Source organism: Microvirgula curvata (assembly GCF_054781615.1).
The window spans coordinates 13,391-27,853 of sequence record NZ_BAAGUB010000036.1 but is presented as its reverse complement, the minus strand read 5'-3'; the positions used below and the strand labels follow the sequence as shown (position 1 = coordinate 27,853).

Below are 14,463 nucleotides of genomic sequence, written 5' to 3'. Positions count from 1 at the left end.
GTCATGACATCGACAACCCGGGGCGGGTTCGCGTTCGACTGCTGAATGCGTCAGTTGCAGCGGGGGGGAAAGTCAGGTGAAACGCCGCGTTGCGATCGTGATGGTTCGCAGAAACGGGCCAGTGACTTATCCCTACAGGAAGAGGACAGGCAGCGGCGGGAAATGCAACCATTCGTGCCACATCAAAAGTTGATGTACCCGGTATTATACATTGCGAGCGGCCACTTGACACAAGGCCGGATTCGCGCGCTGCGGCGGCGCCCCCTTCCCGCTAGCGCCGCTGCGTGCCCAGCGCGTCCTCGTAGCGCTGGCGGATGCGCGCCGCGCGCCCGCTCAGCGGTGGCACGACGTGCATCAGCACGGGCATTTTCTTGACGAACTCCCGCGTCAGCTCGACCAGTTCGAAGTCGAAAGTTCGCAGCACCATCGACTGACATCGCAACTCGACTATCGTCGCCGTCTTCCCCGAGGGGAGCTGTACGATCGTTCCTATCCGGTATTCAAGCACACCGTCTCCCTGACATGGCCGGGTGCCGCGCCGGTAGGGGCGGTCAGTCCCGCGATCCCAGAGAGGCTAGTCGCGCCCTGCGGCCCTGTATGCAGGAAGAGTCCGAAAACGCGCCGGGAAATATCAGATAAAAGTGTGGTTTTTTGCCGGTCAGGCAGTGTTTTCCGGTTTGATAATCAGCTGTCGGCAGCGATCTCCCGCAGTTTTCGTGCCGGCGGCCGGTTCAGTACCCGGGACACCGCCCAGGCGCCGGCCAGCAGCGCCGCCCCGCCCGCCATGGCCACGCCATGGACGAACAGCCACGGATTCACGCCGATATCGACATCCAGCGCCTGACGGCCCAGCACCATGGCCAGCGTACTGGCGCCGGCGGCGGCCAGTGTGCCGGCCAGCACACCCAGCCAGACGAATTCGGCCATCAGTACGGCGACCAGCTGGCGTCGCGTCGCCCCCAGCGTCCGCAGCAGGACGGCATCGCGGGTGCGTTCCGCCTGCGTCGCCACCGTCGCCGCCAGCAGGGTGATGCCGCCTGCCGCCAGGGTGAACAGGAACAGGAATTCGATCACCTGAGCCAGCCGGTCGATCAGCGCCCTGACTTCCGCCAGAATCGCGCTGACATCGACCACGGTGACATTGGAGAAGGCAGTCGAGGCCCGCTCGAACGGCTTCACCGCAGCGGCAGGCAGATAGAAGCTGGACACATAGCTGGCCGGCGTATCGTCCAGCAGGCCAGGGCTGGCGAGAACGAAGAAGTTGACCTGGAACGAGTCCCAGTGCACCTCGCGCAGGCTGGTGACCGGCGCCTCGACCCGGCGGCCGGCCACGTCGAAGGCCAGCCGGCTGCCAAGGCGGATACCCAGTGTATTCGCCAGCCCGGTCTCGACCGAAAAGGCCGGCTTGCCCGCTGTGGCGGCAGTCCAGTATTCACCCGCCGTGATCCGGTTCGACGCCGGGACGCCGGGACGCCATGACAGGTTGAATTCGCGCTCGGCCAGATTGCGCGCCCGCTCGTCCGGATACTGGTCGGCACGGATCGGCCGGCCGTCGATGGCCAGCAGCCGCGCGCGCGCCATTGGTGCAATCTCGGGCGTACCCAGGCCCAGCGTCCGCAGCGACGCGGCAAATGGCGCACGCTGTTCCGGCTGGATATTGATGGCAAAGCGGTTGGGCGCGTCGACCGGCAACTGGCGCTGCCAGGCATCGAGCAGGTCGCCGCGCACCACGGCCACGGTCAGCAGGGCCATGGTGCCGACCGCCAGCGCCCCGGCCTGCAGGCTGGCCAGCCACGGCCGCCGCCCAAGCAGGCCCAGTCCGTAACGGAAGCCGACGCCGCGCGCCGGCAGGCGTACCAGCAGGGCCAGCAGGCTGCGCACCACCAGCCAGACCACGGCCATGAACACCACGAAGCCGCCCAGCCCCCAGGCGGCCAGGCCAGCATCGCCAATGGCCACCCATGCCAGCCAGGCCAGCGCGGCCAGTGCCATGCCCCCCGCCAGCCGGCCGGATGTCGAGGTCGACAGCCCGGCTCGCAGCGCGGCCATCGCCGGCGTCCGGATCAGCGCCAGCAGTGGCGGCAAGGCAAAGCCGGCCACCAGCACGACGCCGATCGCCGGTGCCAGCAGCCAGGTCCCGATGCCGGCCGGCGGCAGGGCGGCGCCGGACCAGGCCGTCAGTTGTGCCGCCAGCAGGGACTGGGTCAAGCCACCGGCCAGCAGACCAAGCAGCGAGGCCCCGAATGCCACCAGCGCCAGTTGCCCGCCAAAGACCAGCAGCCGGAGGCGATAGGTCGCCCCCAGCGTCGACAGCACGGCGGCAGCCCGCGTCTGCCGCATCAGCCAGTGCCGGGCGGCCAGCGCCACGGCAGCGGCGGCCAGACAGACAGCCGCCAGTGCGGTCAGACCGAGAAAGCGGCTGGCGCGTTCCAGCGCGGAACGGATTTCCGGCCGCGCTTCGCGAATATCCTCGATCCGCTCTCCTCGCGCCAGTCCGGGCCGTACCGACGCGGCAAACGCGGCGACATCCGCCGGCTTGCCGGCCAGCAGCAGCCGCCAGCGCACCCGGCTGCCTTCCTGCAGCAGCCCGGTCGACGGCAGGTCGGCCTGATTGATGATGACGCGCGGCACGAAGTTGTACAGGTCGAGCGTCCCGTCGGGCTCCCGTTCCAGCACGGCAGCGAGGCGGAAGGCCCGGTCACCGAGCGACAGCGTGTCACCAACCTTGAGCCCGAGCCGGTTCAGCAGCCGCGGGTCGGCCCAGGCCGTGCCGCTGGCCGGCGCCAGGCGACCGCTGTGCCGGCTTGCGCCGTCGCCGAGGGTGACTTCGCCGCGCAGCGGCCAGTTTGCACTGACGCCCTTCAGCGTCACCAGTTGCGGCATGCCGCCGGCGAAAGCCATCGACGGCAGCGTGGCCGTCAGCCCGGTTTCCAGCCGATAACGCCCTGCTGCCGCTGCCAGTCCGGCGCGCGGCACATGGTCGGCATTGATCACCAGATCGGCGGCCAGCAGTTCGCGAGCCCGGCTTTCCAGTGCCCGGCCGGTGCGGTCACCCAGCAGGGTCACGCTGGCCAGGGCAGCCACGGCGATCGCCACGGCTGCCAGCAGCACCACCAGATCGCCGGCACGCAGTTCGCGCCAGGCCATGCGCCAGGCAAGGCCGATCATGCCGCCTCCCGGGTTTCTTCGTGCAGGCGTCCGTGGTCGAGCCGGACCACGCGGCGGCAGCGCGCAGCCAGCGTATCGTCATGGGTGACCAGGATCAGGGTGGTGCCACGCTCACGGTTCAGTTCGAACAGCAGGTCGGTGATCATGGCGCCGGTATCGGCATCGAGATTGCCGGTCGGCTCGTCGGCGAACAGCACGGCCGGTTCGGCGACAAAGGCGCGCGCCAGTGCGACCCGCTGCTGCTCGCCGCCAGACAGTTCGCGCGGGCGATGCCGCTGGCGATCGGCCAGCCCGACCCGCTCCAGCAGGGCGGCCGCCTGTTCGCGCGCATCGCGCCGGCCAGCCAGTTCCAGCGGCAGCATGACGTTTTCCAGTGCGGTCAGCGCCGGCAGCAGCTGGAAATTCTGGAACACGAAGCCGACCGCGCGCTGGCGCAGCCGCGCCCGCCCGTCTTCGCTGAGTCCGGTCAGTGATTCCCCGGCCAGCCAGACATCGCCCGCCGTCGGCAAATCCAGTCCGGCCAGCAGGGCCAGCAGGGTCGACTTTCCGGAACCGGAACGACCGACGATCGCCAGCGTGTCGCCGGCCTCGACGTCGAGGTCAAGCCCTGACAGCAGGGTCAGGGTTTCCGCACCCAACTCGACTTGCCGGGACAGCCCGCTGGCTCGCACAATGGTCCGGGGTTCGGAAGGAGTCGACATGCGCATTCGCTTTCTGCTGTTGTTGTTGGGGTGCTGGCTGGCCGTGCAGGCGCAAGCCGCCACGGTCATGGTATTCGGTGATTCTCTGTCTGCCGGCTACGGACTGCGTCCGGGTGAAGGCTGGGTCAGCCTGCTGGCGCGGGACCTGGGGCCGAGACATCGCGTCATCAATGCCAGCCAGTCCGGGGAAACCAGCGCCGGCGGGCTGACGCGGCTGCCGGCCGCCCTGGCCCAGCATAAACCGGATGTGGTGGTTCTGGCACTCGGCGGCAACGACGGACTGCGCGGGCTGTCGCTCGACGCCTTGCGTTCCAATCTGGCCAGCATGGTGGCACTGGTCCGCCAGCAGCATGCCCGACCGCTGCTGGCCGGCATCGAGCTGCCGCCGAACTACGGCCAGCGCTACACCCGCGACTTTGCCGCCGTATACACCGGCCTGGCCCGGCAGCAGAAAGTGCCGCTGGTGCCGTCGCTGGTCGCCGGTTTCGGCGCCAATGCCGCGCTGTTCCAGAATGACGGCATCCATCCGGTCGCGGCGGCACAGCCGCTGATCGTCAAACTGGTCGAACCCAGGCTGCGCCCGCTGCTGTAGCGTCAGGCGCCGCCGCCCTTGTCCTTGCGGCGGATATACAGCGTCTTGACCACCCGGGCGACCACCTCGCCGCTGGCGTCCAGCACGTCAACACCGAGTTCGGGCAGGTATTTGTCACCACTGGCGGTGCGGGCGCGGATGTCGTCCAGCTGTGCATCGCTGATGCTGAAGCGCGCCCTGACCGTGCCCCGCCCCGGCTTCAGGTAGTCGATGCGGCCGGCCCGGTCCCAGACGATGTAGTCCCGCCCCAGCCGCTGGATCAGGATCAGCATGAAGAACGGATCCGTCATCGCGTACAGGCTGCCGCCGAAATGCACGCCGACATAGTTCCTGTTCAGCCGTCCCAGCCGCAGTGCGACGTCGACCGACGCCCAGCACGGGTCGATATGTTCGATGCGGATGCCCGCGCCCAGGAACGGCGGCCACAGGTTGATCACGGTCTTCAGTACGCGCGGCGACAGGGTCATGGGAAAATAGAACGGTCGTTTTAATTTTCCCATCATTGCCTGCACCACCCCCAGCGTCAAGCGGGAACGAAAAAGCGCCGGCACGATACCGTGCCGGCGCCAGACTGTTCCCTGCCCCCGCAGCGGCGGGGACGGAAGGGACTGGATGCAATCAGGCAGACCGCCGGATCAGAAGCCGGGGCCGAAACCGGGACCGCCGTGACGCAGGCCACCCTGGCGACCGAATCCGTCGGCAGCAATGGCGAACTCGGCCTTGGAGATCTTGCCGTCCTTGTTGGTGTCGATCTGGTCAAAGCGACGTTCCAGGAAGCGGTCGCCCCTGGCCTCGGCCTTGCTGATGAAACCGTCCTTGTTGGTATCGAGGCGGGTAAAGCGGGCATCGAGGAAATGCTTGCGTTCGCTGTCGCGGGCTTCCTGCATCTTCTTGTGGAAGGTATCCAGCTCTTCCTGCGTCAGCTGGCCATCCTTGTTGGTGTCGATGGCGTCGAACAGCACGGCCAGATGCGGGGCATTGGCTTCGGCTTCGCTGCGGCTGATCTTGCCGTCCTTGTTGGTATCGACCCGGGCGAGGAAATCGGCGCGCATGCGCTCGAAGTCCTTCTTGTCCATGTCGTGGTGACGACCATGGCGCGGCATCATCATGTCGCCGTTGTCGGCCGGGGCGGCAGCAAAGGCGGCGGTGGAAAGAACGGCGGCGGCCAGTGCGGTAACGAGCAGATGGCGTTTCATGTCTGACTCTCCTTGTTTGGGTGACGGAACCAGATTACCCATCCTATATGGTGCAAATATGAGGAAAATAAGGAGAGAGTGTGCAGAAAAACAATCAGCCGCGCTGGCGCACGCGCTCGAACAGGCAGATGGCGGCGGCCGCGGCGACATTCAGCGACTCGGCCTCGCCCGGCATCGGGATGCGCACCCGGTCGCCGGCTTCGGCCAGCACGGCCCCGGACACACCGGCCCCCTCGTTGCCGAACACGAATGCGCACGGTCCGCGCAGGTCCAGCTGCCACAGCGGCACGCTGCCGGACAGATGGGTCACCAGCCGGCGTCCGTCGAAGGCCGACAGCACGGCCGGCAGGTCGGCACGCTCATGAATGGCGAGGGCGAACTGTGCGCCCATGCCGGCACGCAGCGTCTTGCCGGCCCAGACATCGGCGCAGCCGCGTGACAGGTATACGCTGCGCACATCGGCGGCCGCCGCGGTCCGCAGCAGGGTGCCGAGGTTGCCGGGGTCCTGGACGTCATCGAGCAGGATGCAGGACGGATCGGCCACCGCCATCGCCTGCGGGATGCGCGCCACCGCCACCACTTCCGGCGGCGAGCTCAGCTCGCTGACCTTGCCGAGCAGCGGCGCACTGACCGTTGCACAGTCGCAGGCCGTGCCAATCCGGCCCAGCAGGGCGACGACTTCGGGATGCGCCAGCGCATCCTCGCGCAGATATAGGGCATCGAGTGTGTGGCCGGCGCGCAGATAGGCATCAACCAGATGCAGGCCTTCCAGCGCCAGCAGGCCGCTGCGGCGGCGCTCGGCCGGCTTGCCGAGCAGCCGTTCCAGGGTCTTGAGCGCATCGTTGTGCGCCGAGGAGATGTGTTTCATGGCGGCGAAGTGTATCACCGCCGCGCGGCGGCCCCGGCCTCAGGCCGACAGCGCGCCGGCGGCATGCTTGATCCGGGCATAGATTTCGTCGTCGATGCCGGTGTGGCGGTCCTTGTTGTCGGCGTACAGCACGCCGGCCAGTTTGCCATTGTGGAAGATCGACACCATCACGCAGCCCAGCGGGCTGGCCGCGTCCCAGAACGGGTGCGGGTAGCGCGACGTCAGGGTCGGCCACTGCTCGGCCGTGGCGCGGAAAGCCTGCGCCCGTGCGGTCAGCGAGGCAAAGAAGCCGGGGGCGGCCGGGTCGACATGGACGCTGATCAGCGGGTCCTTGCTGTCAAAACCGATCTGGAAGCGGCACAGCAGGCTGCCGTCCGGCCCGATCGGGAAATAGGCCGTCCGTTCAACGCCGAACACGGTGATGATGCGACGCATGACATCACAGACCGACAGTTCGAAACGGGCCATTTCGGCACGGCTGTCGTCAGTCCAGTCCAGTTCGAGAAATTCGTTCTCCGATACCAGCGGCGGTTCGGCCACCAGCGGCAGCGAGCGGGCCGGGTCGGCATAGGCACGGGTATAGGGAGAACGCGCCAGGGTCAGCGAGGACTGGACCACACTGGCCCATACCTGGTCCTCGGGCACCAGCAGCAGGCCGGCCACGCCGCGCAGGTGCGACTGCAGGTCCTGCTGCCACCAGCCGGAGGCAAGGTGATTGGCGGTGTAGATCGCATGCCGCAGCAGCAGACGCTGACGCGACAGGTCCTGCTGGCCGAGCAGCAGTTCGGTCATCTTGGCCGGCAGGCCGGCAGCCTGGAACACCGAGCGCACGAACAGGCTGTAATCCTCGCCCAGCGCGCGCTGGGCGGCACGCTCGACATCGCCATCCAGCACCAGATCGTTGTCGATGGCGTAGAACGCCAGCGGCACGTTGTACAGCAGCGCGCCGGTAAAGAATTCTTCGACCTTGTGCACTTCGATGATCGACAGCCACTCCTTGACCAGCAGGGCCGCCAGCCGCGCCCGGGCCAGCAGCGCCGCCACATTGCGCTTGCGCTGGCGGGTGATGCCCGGATGGGTGTCGATCGATGACAGGTGGCCGAAGTGGGTCAGGAACGGGTCGACGCCGGTCAGCAGCAGCGCATGTTCGACGCACACGGTATCGGTCAGGGTCCGTGCCCGGTCAACGGTACCGATATGCCGCAGCAGCTGGAACACCAGCAGCGGATCGTGCAGGACGACGTTGGCGATATCCACGCTATTGAGTCGCTCGCGGTCGGCCATCACCAGCGCAGCCATGTGCTCGCTGGAGAAGCCCATGACCGGCCAGGGCTGAGCGGCAAAACGTTGCAGTTCGAGTCGGTTCATCGCCGGTTCTTCCAGAAATAGAGTTGCGAGTCCATCGCATCGTCGAGCGGCACGGTCCGGTCAGGGGGCGCACCGTCGACGCTAAAAGTATTGCTGATCAGGCAGCCATCGGCCGGCGCATCCTTGCGGAAGCGTGCCCAGACCCGGCTCATCGGCGCCGGCGACAGGTACACATAGACCACGTCAAAACCGTGCCAGTCCTGCTTCCAGATGTCGCCGTAGCGCACCCGGAGGTTGTCGAGGTCGCGACCGCGCCAGCGGCACAGCAGCCAGGGCAGCCAGGCACTCTCGACACCGATCACGGTCAGGTCGGGCCGGCGCCGTGCCAGCGGCACGACCACGCTGCCGGTACCGGCGCCGAGATCGGCGAAACGCACGCCCTGCGGCACGCTGCCGGCCAGGGCATCGACCGCGGCGCGGCTGGACAGAAACAGGGGCACCCGTTCGGTCATCGCATGCCGGCACACGGCGAACAGCGCCAGCGCGGCAAGGGCCCAGGCCCAGGCCGGCAGGGCCAGCGATGCCAGTCCGACCAGTAGCGGCCAGAACAGTGCATACACCGCCAGCACCAGGCCACGAGCCCCCAGCGCCAGCGCCAGCAGCACCGTCAGCGGCGGCGCGATCCAGATCGGCGCCACGGCGACCGAGGCAGACAGTCCGAACGCCAGCAGCGCCGCCAGCGGCAACGCGGCCAGGTGGCGCGGCAGGCGCGAGATCACTGCGGCGGGCCCGCCTTGGCCGTACCGGCCGCCGTCGCCGGCGACGGCACGACCGGAGCAGCGGCATCGGGCGCATCGGCCTCGTTGTTTGGCGTTCCTCCCTCGCCGAGGATCTGCTCCTCGTTCTGCTTGTTCAGCACGATGATGGTGATGCGGCGGTTGGTCGGGTTGTACGGGTTGGCGGCATCGAGCGGGTTGGCGGCCGCCAGCCCGACCACGCGCAGGATCTTCTGCTCGGTCATGCCGCCATCAAGCAGCTCGCGTCGCGCGGCGTTGGCGCGGTCGGCCGACAGTTCCCAGTTCGAATAGCCCTTTTCGCCGCCGGAGTACGCGGCGGAGTCGGTATGACCGGAAATGGACAGGCGGTTCGGCACTTCGTTGAACATCTTGCCCAGCTCGTGCAGGATCACCTTGGTGTGCGGCAGCAACGCCGAGCGGCCGGAGTCGAACATCGGCCGGTTCTTCTCGTCGACAATCTGCACGCGCAGCCCTTCAGGCGTCATCTCCAGCAGCAGCTGGTTCTGGTACTTGCGCAGTTCCGGGCTGGACTGGATCGCCTGCGAGATACGCTGCTGCAGCTTGGACAGCACCATCCGTTCGCGCCGGCGTTCCTCGCTCTTGTCCGAGCGCTTGACCTGACCGGCCGAGCGGGTCACGTCGGCACCGCCGCCCTTGATGACGCTGGTGGTGTCGCCCGAGCCCTCGCCGCCGGCCAGCGCGACCTTCAGCGGGGTCTTGAAATATTCGGCGATGCCGGCCAGCGTGCCCTGCGATACGGACGACAGCAGCCACATCAGCAGGAAGAACGCCATCATCGCCGTCACGAAGTCGGCGTAGGCGATTTTCCACGCGCCGCCATGGGCGCCGTGGCCCCCCTTCTTGATGCGTTTGACGATAATGGGACGTTGCGATTCGTCAGCCATGGAGACTCCGGATTACGCGGATCGGCCCGCAGGCCGATCCGTCATGCAACACGGCCCCGAGGCGGGGCCGGTCACGGGCTTAGCGGTTCTTGGTGCTCTTCACGTGCTCTTCGAGCTCGAGGAAGCTCGGACGGTCGACGCCGTACAGCGCCTTGCGGCCGAATTCGACCGCCACCTGCGGCGCATAGCCGTTCAGGCTGGCCAGCAGCGTGACCTTGACCGTGGTCAGGACCCGGGACAGGTCGGCCACCTTGCTTTCCAGGCGTACCGACAGCGGCGTGATGAAGCCGTAGGACAGCAGAATACCGAGGAAGGTACCGACCAGGGCCGCCGCAATCAGCATGCCCAGCTCGGCGGGAGGAATGCCCACCGACTCCATGGTGTGCACCACGCCCATCACCGCCGCCACGATACCGAAGGCCGGCAGGCCGTCGCCCATCTTGGCCAGCAGTGACGCCGGCACGCTGGCCTCGTGGTGGTGGGTTTCGATTTCGATGTCCATCAGGTTTTCGATCTCGAACGGGTTCAGGTTGCCGCCGACCATCAGTCGCAGGTAGTCGCAGACAAACTCGATGACGTGATGGTCACCGACGATGATCGGGTATTTGGAGAAGATCGGGCTTTCCTGCGGCGCGTCGACATCGGCTTCGATCGACATCATCCCTTCCTTGCGCACCTTGGTCAGGACTTCGTACAGCAGCGCGAACAGCTCCATGTACAGCGCCTTGTTGTACTTGTCGCCCTTGAACAGGGTCGGCACTGCTTTCAGGGTCGCCTTCAGCGGCGCACCGCCACCGCTGACCACCGTGGAACCGATCGCCGCGCCGAAGATGATGATCAGCTCTGCAGGCTGCCACAGGGCGGCCAGGTGACCGCCGGCAAACAGGAAACCACCGAACACGCAACCGAGTACGATGACGTAACCAATAATAACGAACATGTAGGGAGATCCCGTCTTCTCTTTATCTGGTGAACGAGGAGGCGAACCGTATTTGCATCGGGTCCACGCCGGCCTCCGTTGTCTGTTATCGGCCACCGTGCGGAAAACATGGGGCCTAACAAGAGACAATTCCGAAATCGCTGCAACCAGCGTCTGTCATGCCGCAAGAATACCGGCAAGATTCTAACAAAGTCGCCTTGCAAACCGCATGACCCAAGTCCGAAAAGACAAAAAAAAACGTCAGGGCGCACGTGGCGACCTGACGACCAGGTGACCTCCCGGAGAGAATCTGCTTATACCAGTCCGCGTTCCTGCAGCAGTTTTTCGGTCTGCTCGACGCATTCCACGGCGGTCGACAGCATGGCGTCGATTTCGGTGCGGGTAATGATCAGCGGCGGCGCGCTGACCATGCTGTCGCCGCAGGCGCGCATGATCAGGTTGTGCTTGAAGAAGATATCGCGGCACAGCGTGCCGACGTCATCGCTGCCGGCGAACATTTCACGCGTGGCCTTGTTCTTCACCCAGGTGAAGGCCTGGATCAGCCCGACCCCGCGGACATCGGTCACATGCTCGAAACCGCCGAACGCCTCGCGCCAGCGCTTCTGCATGTACGGGCCGGTGTCTTTCTTCACCTGCTCGACGATGCCCTCGTCGCGCAGCGCGCGCACATTGGCATGGGCGACGGCGGCCGAGACCGGGTGGCCCGAATAGGTGAAGCCGTGGTTGAAGTCGCCGCCTTCGATCAGGGTGCGGGCGACCTCGTCACCGATAATGACGCCGCCGATCGGCAGGTAGCCGGACGACAGGCCCTTGGCGATGGTGAACAGGTGCGGCCGGAAGCCGAAGTGTTCGTGACCGAACCAGTCACCGGTACGGCCAAAGCCACAAATGACTTCGTCGGCGACCAGCAGGATGTCGTACTTGTTGCAGATGCGTTCGATTTCCGGCCAGTAGCTTGCCGGCGGGATGATCACCCCGCCCGCGCCCAGGATCGGTTCGCCAACGAAGGCCGCGACCTTGTCGGCGCCGATTTCCAGAATCTTTTCTTCCAGCCAGCTGGCGGCGCGCAGGCCGAAGTCCGCCTCGCTCTCGCCGTCGCGCCCTTCCTTCAGGTACCACGGCTGACCGATATGGGCGATGCCCGGGATCGGCAGGTCGCCCTGCTCGTGCATATAGGTCATGCCGCCGAGACTGGCGCCGCCGATGGTCGAGCCGTGATAGCCGTTCCAGCGCGAGATCAGCGTCTTCTTGCCCGGCTTGCCCTTGATCGACCAGTACTGGCGGACCATGCGGATCACGGTATCGACCGACTCCGAGCCCGAGTTGGTATAGAACACGTGCTGGTAGCCGGGCTGGGTCACTTCGGCCAGCAGCGTGGACAGTTCGACCACGCGCGGGTGGGTGGTCTTGAAGAAAGTGTTGTAATAGGCCAGGTCTTCCATCTGCTGTCTGGCGACTTCGGCCAGGTCCTTGCGACCGTAGCCGATGTTGACGCACCACAGGCCGGCCATGCCGTCGGTGATCTTGTTGCCTTCAGAGTCCCACAGATAGATGCCGTCACCCTTGACGATGACGCGTGAGCCCTGCCTGTTCAGCGATCCCATGTCGCTGAACGGGTGCAGGTGGTGGGCGGCGTCGAGTTCGCGGTATTCGTTCGTGGAACGGGCAGTCGTGCTCATGGTCGATTCCTCTCGGTTCTGCGCGCGTCCGGCACTGGCGGCGCACGCGATCGGCCACCGGGTCCATCCCGGCGACCGGAATGGGGTCCGGCTTATACGTGCAGCAGCAGGAACTTGCGTTCCCACGGGCTGATCACGCGGAAGTACTCGGCGAATTCCTTCTGCTTCATGCCGATGAACAGTTCGACGAACCGTTCGCCAAGCACGGCGGCGATTTCCTTGCAGTGGGTCAGCCGTACCAGCGCCTCTTCGGTGCCGTGCGGGAATTCGGTCGGCACGTCATAGGCGTTGGAGGCCACCGGATCGCGCGGATCGATGCTGTTCACCAGCCCGAGATAGCCGCAGGCCAGCGAGGCTGCCATGGCGATGTACGGATTCACGTCCACTCCCGGCACGCGGTTTTCCACCCGGCGTCCGGCCGGACTCGAATGCGGCACGCGCAGACCGACGGTGCGGTTGTCGTAGCCCCACTCGACGTTGGTCGGTGCGGCCACGTTCGGCGTCAGCCGGCGATACGAGTTCACGTACGGCGCAAAGAACGGCATGGTTTCCGGCAGGTACTTCTGCAGCCCGCCGATAAAGTGGAAGAACGCCTGCGACGGCGAGCCGTCCTCGTTCGAGAACAGATTGCGGCCGGTGTGCTTGTCGATGATGCTCTGGTGCATGTGCATCGCACTGCCGGGCTCGCCTTCCATCGGCTTGGCCATGAAGGTCGCGTACATGTTGTGGCGGAAGGCCGCCTCGCGCACCGTGCGCTTGAACAGGAACACCTGGTCGGCCAGCGCCAGCGGATCACCGTGCTCGAAGTTGATTTCCATCTGCGCGGTGCCGACCTCGTGGATCAGGGTGTCCACTTCGAGGTTCTGCGCATGGCAGTAGTCGTAAATGTCCTCGAACACCGGGTCGAATTCGTTGACCGCATCGATCGAGTACGAGCGGCGGCCGAATTCGGCGCGGCCGGTCCGGCCGACCGGCGGCTGGACCGGGATGTCCGGGTCCGGGTTCGGCGACAGCAGGTAGAACTCCATTTCCGGCGCCAGCACCGGTTCCCAGCCCCGGGCCGAGTACAGTTCCAGCACCCGGCGCAGCACGCTGCGCGGCGAGGTCTCGACCGGCGAGCCGTCGGAACGGTAGCAGTCGTAGATCAGTTGCGCGGTCGGATCGGTCGCCCACGGCACGAAGCGCAGCGAGGTCGGGTCGGGACGCAGCACCATGTCCGGGTCGGTCAGGTCCAGGTAGCAGTCATCGGGATAATCACCGGTGACAGTCTGGATCAGAACCGCTTCAGGCAGCCGCATGTCCGGTTCCGACAGGAACTTGTCCTTCGGAATGATCTTGCCGCGTGCCACGCCCGTCATGTCCGGCACGATGCATTCCACTTCGGTGATCCGATGTTCTCGGAGCCATTCGCTGATGTAGTCACTCATGATGGTTTCTCAACTGATTCAAGCCGTTTTCAGTTTCTTGCTTTGGGTGGCGTAACGGGCCGTCCTCCCGCCCCGTCCGCCGTGCGCGGGGAGACGGCTTACGCCCGCCGCGCGCTCTGGTGCGCACGGCAGGCTTCGCCGAACGCACCGAAAATCGCCTGCGACACCGGGTTCCCGGTGCAGCGCCATTCCGGATGCCACTGCACCGCAAACGCAAACTGCTTCGCGCCGGACACCGAGAACGCCTCGATCAGTCCGTCGTCAGCCCGCGCTTCCTCGCTCAGGCCCGGTGCCAGTTCCCTGACCCCCTGCTGGTGCAGCGAGTTGACCTGGGCCTCTTTCAGGCCGGTCAGCCGCGCCAGCAGACCCTCGGCGGTGAAGGCCACACGGTGGGCCGGTGCATATTGCTGCTCCAGCGGATCGTCCGGCGATTCGCGGTGATCGCGCATGCCCGGTTCTTCCTGGACGTGCTGGTACAGCGTGCCGCCAAAGGCAACGTTGATTTCCTGGAAGCCGCGGCAGATGCCGAGAAACGGCACGCCCCGCTGCAGCAGCTTGCGAATCAGCGGCAGCGTGGTCGAGTCGCGGGCCGGGTCATGCAGGGTGCCGGCGCGGCTTGGCGTGCCGTGATAGTGGAACGGTTCGATATTGGACGGGCTGCCGGTCAGCATGACACCGTCGACCCGGTCGACGACCTCGTCCAGCCACGCCCCGTCGCCGAGCGCCGGCACCAGCCACGGGATGCCGCCGGCACCATCGGTAACACCGCGCACGTATTTGTCGCCGACGGCATGGTACGGGTGCGCACCGATCTGTCTGATGTCGCACGGAATGGCGATAAGGGGTCGCATGCGTGTTCTCCTCTGTGTTGCAGACTCGTAT

At 66.2% G+C, this 14,463-nt stretch carries 14 protein-coding genes; 1 reads left to right on the top strand and 13 read right to left on the bottom strand.

What is annotated here, in order from left to right; genetic code table 11:
• Positions 1–271 precede the first annotated feature (271 nt).
• The 3 genes from ACYVG8_RS16985 to ACYVG8_RS16975 all read right to left on the bottom strand — a co-directional run bounded on the left by ACYVG8_RS16985 (position 272) and on the right by ACYVG8_RS16975 (position 3,869).
• A complete protein-coding gene (locus ACYVG8_RS16985; RefSeq protein WP_156952477.1) occupies positions 272–427 on the bottom strand; it encodes a hypothetical protein in 156 nt (51 codons plus the stop codon).
• A gap of 257 nt (positions 428–684) precedes the next feature.
• The gene (locus ACYVG8_RS16980; protein WP_460746389.1) at positions 685–3,168 is read right to left on the bottom strand and encodes an ABC transporter permease; all 2,484 of its coding nucleotides are present in this window, start codon (positions 3,166–3,168) and stop codon (positions 685–687) included.
• Positions 3,165–3,869, bottom strand: a complete 705-nt coding sequence (locus tag ACYVG8_RS16975; protein ID WP_036385283.1) for an ABC transporter ATP-binding protein — start codon at positions 3,867–3,869, stop codon at positions 3,165–3,167. Before ACYVG8_RS16975 ends, ACYVG8_RS16980 begins: the two co-directional genes overlap by 4 nt.
• On the opposite strand from ACYVG8_RS16975, the gene ACYVG8_RS16970 reads away from it, so the two are divergent.
• Positions 3,868–4,461 carry an arylesterase gene (locus ACYVG8_RS16970; protein WP_460746387.1) on the top strand — a complete coding sequence of 198 codons (594 nt, stop codon included), beginning with the start codon at positions 3,868–3,870 and terminating at the stop codon, positions 4,459–4,461. The two genes, ACYVG8_RS16975 and ACYVG8_RS16970, sit on opposite strands and share 2 nt — an antisense overlap.
• Before the next feature lie 2 nt (positions 4,462–4,463).
• On the opposite strand, the gene ACYVG8_RS16965 is transcribed toward ACYVG8_RS16970, so the two are convergent.
• From ACYVG8_RS16965 to ACYVG8_RS16920, 10 genes are all read right to left on the bottom strand, one after another.
• Positions 4,464–4,928, bottom strand: coding sequence for a DUF4442 domain-containing protein (locus tag ACYVG8_RS16965; RefSeq protein ID WP_199489771.1), 465 nt, complete (start codon positions 4,926–4,928; stop codon positions 4,464–4,466).
• Between the two features lie 168 nt (positions 4,929–5,096).
• Entirely contained in the window at positions 5,097–5,657 is a 561-nt protein-coding gene (locus tag ACYVG8_RS16960) for an EF-hand domain-containing protein (protein WP_158537417.1), read from the bottom strand.
• A gap of 94 nt (positions 5,658–5,751) precedes the next feature.
• Positions 5,752–6,525, bottom strand: a complete 774-nt coding sequence (locus tag ACYVG8_RS16955; RefSeq protein ID WP_028498435.1) for a TrmH family RNA methyltransferase — start codon at positions 6,523–6,525, stop codon at positions 5,752–5,754.
• A 39-nt stretch (positions 6,526–6,564) separates the two neighbouring features.
• Positions 6,565–7,893, bottom strand: a complete 1,329-nt coding sequence (locus tag ACYVG8_RS16950) for a hypothetical protein (RefSeq protein ID WP_036385288.1) — start codon at positions 7,891–7,893, stop codon at positions 6,565–6,567.
• Positions 7,890–8,612 carry a class I SAM-dependent methyltransferase gene (locus ACYVG8_RS16945; protein WP_051528701.1) on the bottom strand — a complete coding sequence of 241 codons (723 nt, stop codon included), beginning with the start codon at positions 8,610–8,612 and terminating at the stop codon, positions 7,890–7,892. Before ACYVG8_RS16945 ends, ACYVG8_RS16950 begins: the two co-directional genes overlap by 4 nt.
• On the bottom strand, positions 8,609–9,535 hold the full coding sequence (gene motB / locus ACYVG8_RS16940) for a flagellar motor protein MotB (protein WP_112692282.1): 927 nt from the start codon (positions 9,533–9,535) through the stop codon (positions 8,609–8,611). The genes ACYVG8_RS16945 and motB overlap by 4 nt, the downstream gene beginning before the upstream one ends.
• A 79-nt stretch (positions 9,536–9,614) precedes the next feature.
• The gene (gene motA, locus ACYVG8_RS16935) at positions 9,615–10,475 is read right to left on the bottom strand and encodes a flagellar motor stator protein MotA (protein WP_028498437.1); all 861 of its coding nucleotides are present in this window, start codon (positions 10,473–10,475) and stop codon (positions 9,615–9,617) included.
• Between the two features lie 293 nt (positions 10,476–10,768).
• Entirely contained in the window at positions 10,769–12,154 is a 1,386-nt protein-coding gene (locus ACYVG8_RS16930; protein ID WP_028498438.1) for an aspartate aminotransferase family protein, read from the bottom strand.
• Between the two features lie 92 nt (positions 12,155–12,246).
• The gene (locus tag ACYVG8_RS16925; RefSeq protein WP_028498439.1) at positions 12,247–13,581 is read right to left on the bottom strand and encodes a glutamine synthetase family protein; all 1,335 of its coding nucleotides are present in this window, start codon (positions 13,579–13,581) and stop codon (positions 12,247–12,249) included.
• A 98-nt stretch (positions 13,582–13,679) separates the two neighbouring features.
• Positions 13,680–14,432, bottom strand: a complete 753-nt coding sequence (locus ACYVG8_RS16920; protein WP_028498440.1) for a gamma-glutamyl-gamma-aminobutyrate hydrolase family protein — start codon at positions 14,430–14,432, stop codon at positions 13,680–13,682.
• Between the last annotated feature and the right edge of the window lie 31 nt (positions 14,433–14,463).